The organism is Aquabacterium parvum (assembly GCF_001447195.1).
GTDB lineage: Bacteria > Pseudomonadota > Gammaproteobacteria > Burkholderiales > Burkholderiaceae_C > Aquabacterium > Aquabacterium parvum.
Genome location: NZ_LFRI01000230.1, coordinates 1 through 6,970, shown reverse-complemented (window position 1 = coordinate 6,970; position 6,970 = coordinate 1). Strand labels below are relative to the sequence as shown.

General features: G+C 59.1%; 7 protein-coding genes and 1 pseudogene. All 8 read right to left on the bottom strand.

The features are described from left to right. Positions 1 to 367 (bottom strand): annotated as a pseudogene (locus ABG80_RS08140) (IS21 family transposase); the annotation flags it as partial. Between the two features lie 165 nt (positions 368 to 532). Next, entirely contained in the window at positions 533 to 787 is a 255-nt protein-coding gene (locus ABG80_RS21915; RefSeq protein WP_152987533.1) for a hypothetical protein, read from the bottom strand. A 688-nt stretch (positions 788 to 1,475) separates the two neighbouring features. After that, entirely contained in the window at positions 1,476 to 2,444 is a 969-nt protein-coding gene (locus ABG80_RS08135) for a hypothetical protein (RefSeq protein ID WP_058087230.1), read from the bottom strand. A gap of 4 nt (positions 2,445 to 2,448) precedes the next feature. Next, positions 2,449 to 4,050 (bottom strand): hypothetical protein, encoded by a 1,602-nt coding sequence (locus ABG80_RS08130; RefSeq protein ID WP_058087229.1) that lies wholly within the window; start codon positions 4,048 to 4,050, stop codon positions 2,449 to 2,451. Between the two features lie 33 nt (positions 4,051 to 4,083). After that, on the bottom strand, positions 4,084 to 4,917 hold the full coding sequence (locus tag ABG80_RS08125; protein ID WP_058087228.1) for a DUF2345 domain-containing protein: 834 nt from the start codon (positions 4,915 to 4,917) through the stop codon (positions 4,084 to 4,086). Between the two features lie 115 nt (positions 4,918 to 5,032). Further along, positions 5,033 to 5,962, bottom strand: coding sequence for a hypothetical protein (locus ABG80_RS08120; RefSeq protein ID WP_152987532.1), 930 nt, complete (start codon positions 5,960 to 5,962; stop codon positions 5,033 to 5,035). Positions 5,963 to 5,969: 7 nt separating this feature from the next. Then, positions 5,970 to 6,227: a DUF2515 family protein gene (locus ABG80_RS21910; RefSeq protein ID WP_407638742.1), complete on the bottom strand. Its 258-nt coding sequence runs from the start codon at positions 6,225 to 6,227 to the stop codon at positions 5,970 to 5,972. Between the two features lie 16 nt (positions 6,228 to 6,243). Then, a complete protein-coding gene (locus ABG80_RS08115) occupies positions 6,244 to 6,840 on the bottom strand; it encodes a PoNe immunity protein domain-containing protein (protein ID WP_058087226.1) in 597 nt (198 codons plus the stop codon). Positions 6,841 to 6,970: the final 130 nt, after the last annotated feature.

Below are 6,970 nucleotides of genomic sequence, written 5' to 3'. Positions count from 1 at the left end.
AGTCCAGTCGGCAGGTGACCTCTGGCGGCAGGGTGGTCCGGATGCCAGCGACCATGCGGCGCACGGCCGAGTAACTGCCCGTCCAGCCGTGCTGACGCTGCAGCGCCTGGTGGATGGCGGTGCCGGGCACGTTCTGCTCGACCCAGCTGGCGACCTTGGCGCGATGTTCTTCCAGGCTGGAGACGGTGGTGCTGGCGCGCTTGGGTGGCACCAGGGCGGCCGCCACGGCCTCGTCGTCGGGCAGCGGCGCCTGGGCCAGCGCACGCCACTGGCCAGCCTTGCGCCGACCCATGATCTTGGCGTCGGCGATGTCCCGGTCAGAGTCGCCCTGACGCATGCGCAGCAGGGCTTGTCGGTAGTGATGCATCTCGAATCTCCTGCGGGCCATCCCCTGTCTCCAGGCAAAAAGCCCACAGGGTAGAGATGGCCCGAATCGATTCGGGAGGCTGTTCAGTCAGCGCAGACTGGCTCCATTACGCCGATCCGCCGCTGGCTCCAATACGGCGATCACGCACTGGATCCATAACGCCGATCATCGGCTGGCTCCAATATGCCGATCACGAAGTGGCTCCATTACGCCGGTCGGTGACAACATCCCCGCAGCTACCATCGAATGATCGCGAAGAAGGTCGAAATGCTGAAGCTGCCTATCGACAAGGCCTGCACCGGCAATGACGATCCGGCTCGCAGTCAGGTGAAGTCCAAGATGGACCGACTGAGCAAGGACGTCCTGCTCATGATCTGCAACACCCCAAATCTTGCACGTTTGACCGATGTCGCTGATCACTTCGTCAGGGGGCTTCGCCGTGGCTCATCAATCCGTAGCAGCGATGTTCGGCGGCGTCGCCGGCGTGCAAGTACTCCGAGTTCAAGACTACCCGGATAAGTATTGAACAATCCGCGCAAACTCGCTCATGTCAACGCAGAATAGCCAGAAGCTCTATGCCATCAAGCCTCTCAGTTCCGGAGGTCGGCAGGGATGGAGCGTTGAGATCTGTAGGCAAGGCAATGAGTATCGCAAGTGCTTCACTGCCTCTCGGTACGGAAGTACCGAGGCCGCACTCCAGGCTGCCATTGCCTGGCGCGATGAAACTGCCAGTACGGTCAAGACAATGACCCTCGCTGCATACTGCTCTATTGAACGTAGGAACAACACATCCGGGCACCCCGGCGTCTACTTGATGAGAACGCTAAAGAAGGACCTGTCTGGCAGTGTTCGCGCGCATATCGCTTGGGAAGCTCGGAGTCCAACGGGCATAAAGCCTGCAAGGAAGAGACGCTTTTCTGTTGAGAAGTACGGCGAAAACAGAGCCTAGGGCGTGCATCGGACCCGGGGCCTCGTACTAGGCGAAGGCCGGGGCCCAGGGCAGCAGGCGCAGCGCGGCGGGGGCGGCGCTGAAGCGGTTGCGGTAGCTGCCTTGTTCGACGTCGGTGGCGCGCAGGATTGCGAGCAGTCACGAGGGGAGGATCAGTTGCTACGCTTGCAGCGCATTCCATTGCCAGATGGTCTGACCGTAGTCGGTGCTCAGCTTCGGCATCACCTCACCCAATTTGAAGAAGCGTCGACTGTCTTGCACCGCAGGCGTGAACCACCAGCCTTCGCGTGGGCAACGCTCGCCAGATTCGCAGCGCCCGCGTGCAGTTGATGCATCGTGCTTGAGTTGAGCCAGAACAGGGTGCTCGATCATGCGGCCCGTTGGCTTGACGGGGTGCCAGATGCAGTCCACCAAGTTGAAGCTGGCATACCCATCTTCATCGCGTGACGCGATTTCGTAGGCCGGTTGCATGATTTGCAGGTTCTGACGCGCAAAGGCCAAGGCAGCCGTTCCCATGCCCGTGCTAGGCACCCACACGCCCGTCCACGGAACGATATCGCCGGTCCTGCAGGAGACAGCGGTGTCCGAGACGTATTCGGGAATTTGCTCAGGAAGGATAGGGAAGATGTACTCTTCTGAATTGCGGGCGATGTTGTTGCCTTCGTAGCCCATGTCTTCGGGGATATCGTGATGCCAATCGCCCGTGCCGTCCTTGTAGCGCTGGCTGCCGTACATAGTGCTCATCATCACGACCCTTGAAAACCTGCTGCAAATGCTGTAGGCATCGTTGAGCAAATCCATGAACCTCCCCATCTCCGACATCCAGTTCATGTTGCCTTCTTGGAGGCCACGAGGAATGTCCTGCATGCGACTGGCCCAGCGGTTCATCGGGCTGAAATCTCCGTGTTTGAGGATCGCCAGCGCGTTATCGAACTGACTGAGCAAGTCTTCGATCACCCCCCCCCAATAGGGCACAGGAGCGTAGTCCTTGATGAACGGATGCGGCTCGACCTGAGCGTGCATGAGGTCGGCTGCCTCTTGCAGTTTGACCTTTGCCCTCGCGATGTAATCCGGCGAAGAGATCGTGTACCAAAGGTGAGCCTCCTGACTCAGGTTGCGTGGCGCCACTGACTTACTCCTTCAAGGGGTTGGGCAGACCGATGAGATTGTGCTGATCTTCAAAGTCTTTGAAGCCCCACCCGGTTTCAAACGGTCCCTCGATGCGAGGATCGTTGATTTTGGTGCGCACGCCGGAAGGTTTAGCCTCGGCTTTGTCAGTTCGGATGATGCCGCCTTCGACCATGTCGGGAAACTGGACGCCTTTCTCGAATCCATCAGCCTTCGCATTCTTCAACTGGTGCGGCACCATTTCATTACGTGCGGGATCCCAGCGCATCGGCTGCCAGACGACTTGCGTCAAGCCTCCTTCAAGGAAGCCCTGAGCTTCATCACCCTTGTCGCCCAGCCACTGCATGGCAGTTGGCCCCTCCCACACGGTGATGTCGCCATCTCGCGCCTTGTTGTAGGTGAACTTCACATAAGTGCCGTTCTGATTCCAATCAGGCTTGACCGCCAAGTTGCCGCGCCACATCTCGCGCGCCGCAGCAGGATTGGCATTGATTTCTTTCCACACACCTTCCGTGATCCAACAGGTACTCAGTGAACCACTGGTGGGATCAACCACACGGTAAAGCGTTTCGCCATCACGCAGTGAGCGTGCTCTGACGCCTTTGGCGAAGCTCTCAACTGCCTTGTTGTCCAATGGTGGGGCGCCTTTTTCCAATCCATTTCTGTACGCCGCTCCTGAACGAAACAAGTCAGGATCCAACTGACTGAACTTGATCGGCTGACTCGTCTTCACCCAAGCCGGCCTGTGCTTTGCGATCAACCGCCTGCTGCCCTGCTCAGACAGCGGCGCCATCCACCCCTTGTTGAGCTGCTGGGTGTGCGCCACCCAATGCATGTCTTCCAGCCGGTCCGCCAGCCGCAGCATCATCTTGTGCAGCGGCTCCATGAACTGGTTGACGGCACCCTCAAAGTTCTTCTGCACCACCACGATGCCATCGAGCAGACTCTTGGCCCGGGCCGCCGCAGCATCGGGCAAAAAGGGCATCAAATCGTTGACGATCTCCTTGATGCTGTTGGCCTTGTCGTTGAATTGGGCTTTGAGCACCGCAGGGTTGACCTTCCCGACCACCGTCCGAATGCTCCTGGCCACCAATTTGACGACGTCCGGCACACCTGCCTTGGTGAGGAACTTCTGGACGTCTGAGTGGGTGAGGTACTGAACGATGGAAGGCAGCGCGATGTCGAAGGCCTTATCCAGGTGCGCCACCATCTTGCTGGCATTGGTGAGGTCGTCTGCGCTCTTGATCAATGGCTTGAGCTTGACGAACACGATCTTGACCACACCCTTGGCCACCGAGCCCAAGCCGGGGATGAAGCCGATCAAGGTCAACACCAGGTTGAACCAGGCCATGCCATTCGCAGGCGAAGCAACGATGGCGATGATGTTGGCGATCAGGTCACGGATGTCCATGACCGTGTCTAGGCCCGGGATCATGCAAACGGCCGTGTCCAACCCAATTTGCCCGACTGTTCGATTCGGGTTGAAGTCGCCTTGCAGCGCCTCCCAGACCCAGTTGGCCTTCTGCTTGGCATCCATCGCCGCGCTGCGGGCGCTGCGCGTGCCTTGGTTGATGCCTTTGACGATGTCATCGAATGTGATCGACATACCTGCCCTGTGCTCTTTTGTATTTTGTTCGACTCAAACGCCGAGGTACGCCTTGATCGACTTGGCCAGGTCGTCGAGGGTGTAGGGCTCAGGGTCAACCGAGGTGGGTGGGTTCTGGTACTCAACCTTGTGTTCGAGCCCCTTCGGGATGCCGTCCAGGCGCGCAAATCCCTTGGCGTCAAGCGTGCCGTGCCGTTTGCTGCCGTCGGCAAAGGTCACCACGTAAGGCACATTGGCCAGAGGTGCAGCTTCCCAGCCGCGCAACTCGAGTTCCATCCATCGAGGCAGTTCGCCGACACTTGCTTCGGGCATGCCCACCAACTGTGCCGCCTGACTCCCACCCCCCAACCAATCATGACTCGCCCCCTTCACCGTCCACGTCCCCGGACAAGTGAAGGTGATGTTGCCGCCCTCGATGACGATCTGGCTTTGCCCTGCAGTGAGGGTGATGCTCTTTGACGCTTGAATGCGCACCTCGTCGGTGGTGCTCTGAACCGTCAGGTCTTGCTCTGACCAGACCTGCTGGGCATCGGTGTGCGCGCGCACGCTCAGGGCCGCGTTGGCGGTGATGGCCTGGATGCCGCCTGCGTGCGTGTACAGGCTGGTGGTCTGGCCGCTGACGCTGCTGACGGTGTGCGCGGCCGTCAGGTGCACGTCACCCTGGGCGCTGATGCTTTGGTCTTGCCCACTCCAAAGGTGGATGCTCGCGGGCGTGACCCAGGCAGCCGAAGTTGGCGTGTCCAGGTGCAGCAGAGGTTTGGCGAAGCGCTCGACCGGATCGGCCAGTTCGCGGCTGCCTGCTCGGGCCTGGCGGGCGTCCTGGCCGCCCACCGGGCCAGGGTAGATGCCTTGCGCGCTAGGGTCCATGGCCTCGGTTTGCTGGGGTCAGGCCTGGCCAATGCAATTTCTGTGTAGGCCATGTCGAGCCACGCGGTTCGTGCTGGATGACTTCGTGCGCGATGCGCTCCGTGTGATGAAGAACTCAGTGCCGCTCTTTCGAAAATTGCGGGTCAACGTAGCTGACATCGATCTGCCACCCCAACTTGCGCAATTCATCCTCCTTCTCCGCGCGCTTTTGACGAGCCCCCTCCAGCAAGGCCGGAACCAGATCGCGCCAACGCGCTCGCTCTTCGGGATCAACCATCTCCCGGAAGTGCTCGTCGACCGACATCCAGCTCAGAGAAAGAAAATAGGCCCCAGGCTGCCCCGGAGCCAGCCGAGCGGCATCGCGCCGGAATGTCACTTGCAGGACGGCATCGTCACGCACGAAGGACCAAGGCGTCCCATCCTCCACCTGCATCCACTCAGTGAGTGACATGACGTAGCGGGCATCCAGCCCGTTGAGATTGCTGCTTGCCAACGTCCGCTTCAGTCGCTCAGATCCCACAAGCCGGGGCTCATCCGCGTCAACCATCTGCTGCCACCCAGCAGCCAAGATGCGGTTGAGCAGGCCATGGACGTAGACACGGGCCGCGTCGTGCCCTATATCGCCGCCCTCGTTCAAACCCGCGTAGATGGCAAAGCGAGTGAGCCCCTGGATGTCGTCATCAGCCGCGCGTCGAAAGGTCTGCACACCGATGACATGGTCGACGGATATCGCAGCATGGGGTTGGTCCAGCGTGACGAGCGCTCTGGCTGGACCGCGCCAATCGAGGCTCAGGAAATCGAGTCCCGCAGGCTGGCTGTTGACTTGCACATGGCCGGCGAATCGCGCCAAAAAATTGGTTGATGGCTCGCCAAGTCGGAGTTGGATGTTTTGGGATATGTGCATGCGAGAGGGCTCGGTGGAATATGTCGAAAGCAGGTCTCGATCGCCTGGGATCCGCCCGTTCAGCGCAGCCCAGCCAAAGGTTGCTGCGACCAGCACCAAGACAGCGCAGATGATCCGGACAAAGCGGCGATTAAGTTTCATGATTGACTCAACGATCTGGCATGTCGACCCATCCGGCCATGGTGCGCAGCTCGCCCTCCATGAAGGAGCGGCTTTCCTGCATCAACAGATGGAACTGGTCTGCGGCCTTGGTGATCCACGCCATTCGGCTGGTGAAGTCCTCTATTTTCGTGCCTTCTGGTGGGACAGATTTAATCGCGGCCTTTTCAGTTTGACAGGCATGAGAAAAAACCAGCTCCACATCGGGGCTAAACCAATTCACGACAGGAAACCTCTGCGCAGCCACTGAGTTCGAAAACCACTTAGTCCACCCTGAACAATCCGCAAGTCGTTGATCTGCAATACGATTTCGGCTGAAGTGTGGTGCGATATTTGCAAGGAAACAAATACCGGCCCCGCGCTTTCTTGCAAATTTCGCTGCCCATGAAGCCCCACTCTTCATAAATCACATCCGCTCCGCCGTTGGAGGTACCGTTCTCGCCATCCTGCAACACGGCGATGCGGGGTAGCAGGTCGCGGCGATGAAGCAAGAAGCACAAACCAATCAGCTGCATCAACTGGCAGTAGTCATCCAGCACGACGAAGTCAAAGGCTGGCTCGTTTCGGTCGGCCTTGTGTTGCCACAACAACTCTGCATATCGCTCAAAGGCGGCAACGACCTTCTCCAGATCGCCGCGCAAGGGCTCTATCGGTTCGCCTGCGGTGTAGCGCAAACACAATGTCTGGAATTCGTAGTGGGCAACGGTGTGGCGCGACCACATCCACTTTTCGTCTAACGTATCGCCAACGCCTGAAGGATTGTTCGAAAAGTACTCAATGCCGTCGCCGGACGCAGCCACGTCTTCGATGAAGTGCCTTTCACCCAAGAACTGCTGCCGCCTTTTTTCATGAAACTGCATGTCGAATCCTGTCGTCGGTCTCACCGCTTGCGCTGATCGGCATTAACGACCAACTGCACACGCCCCGAGTTTGCACGCTCGGCAAAGATCTCGATGCCTCCTTGCAAGGCGACAAAGAAATCCCAATCGG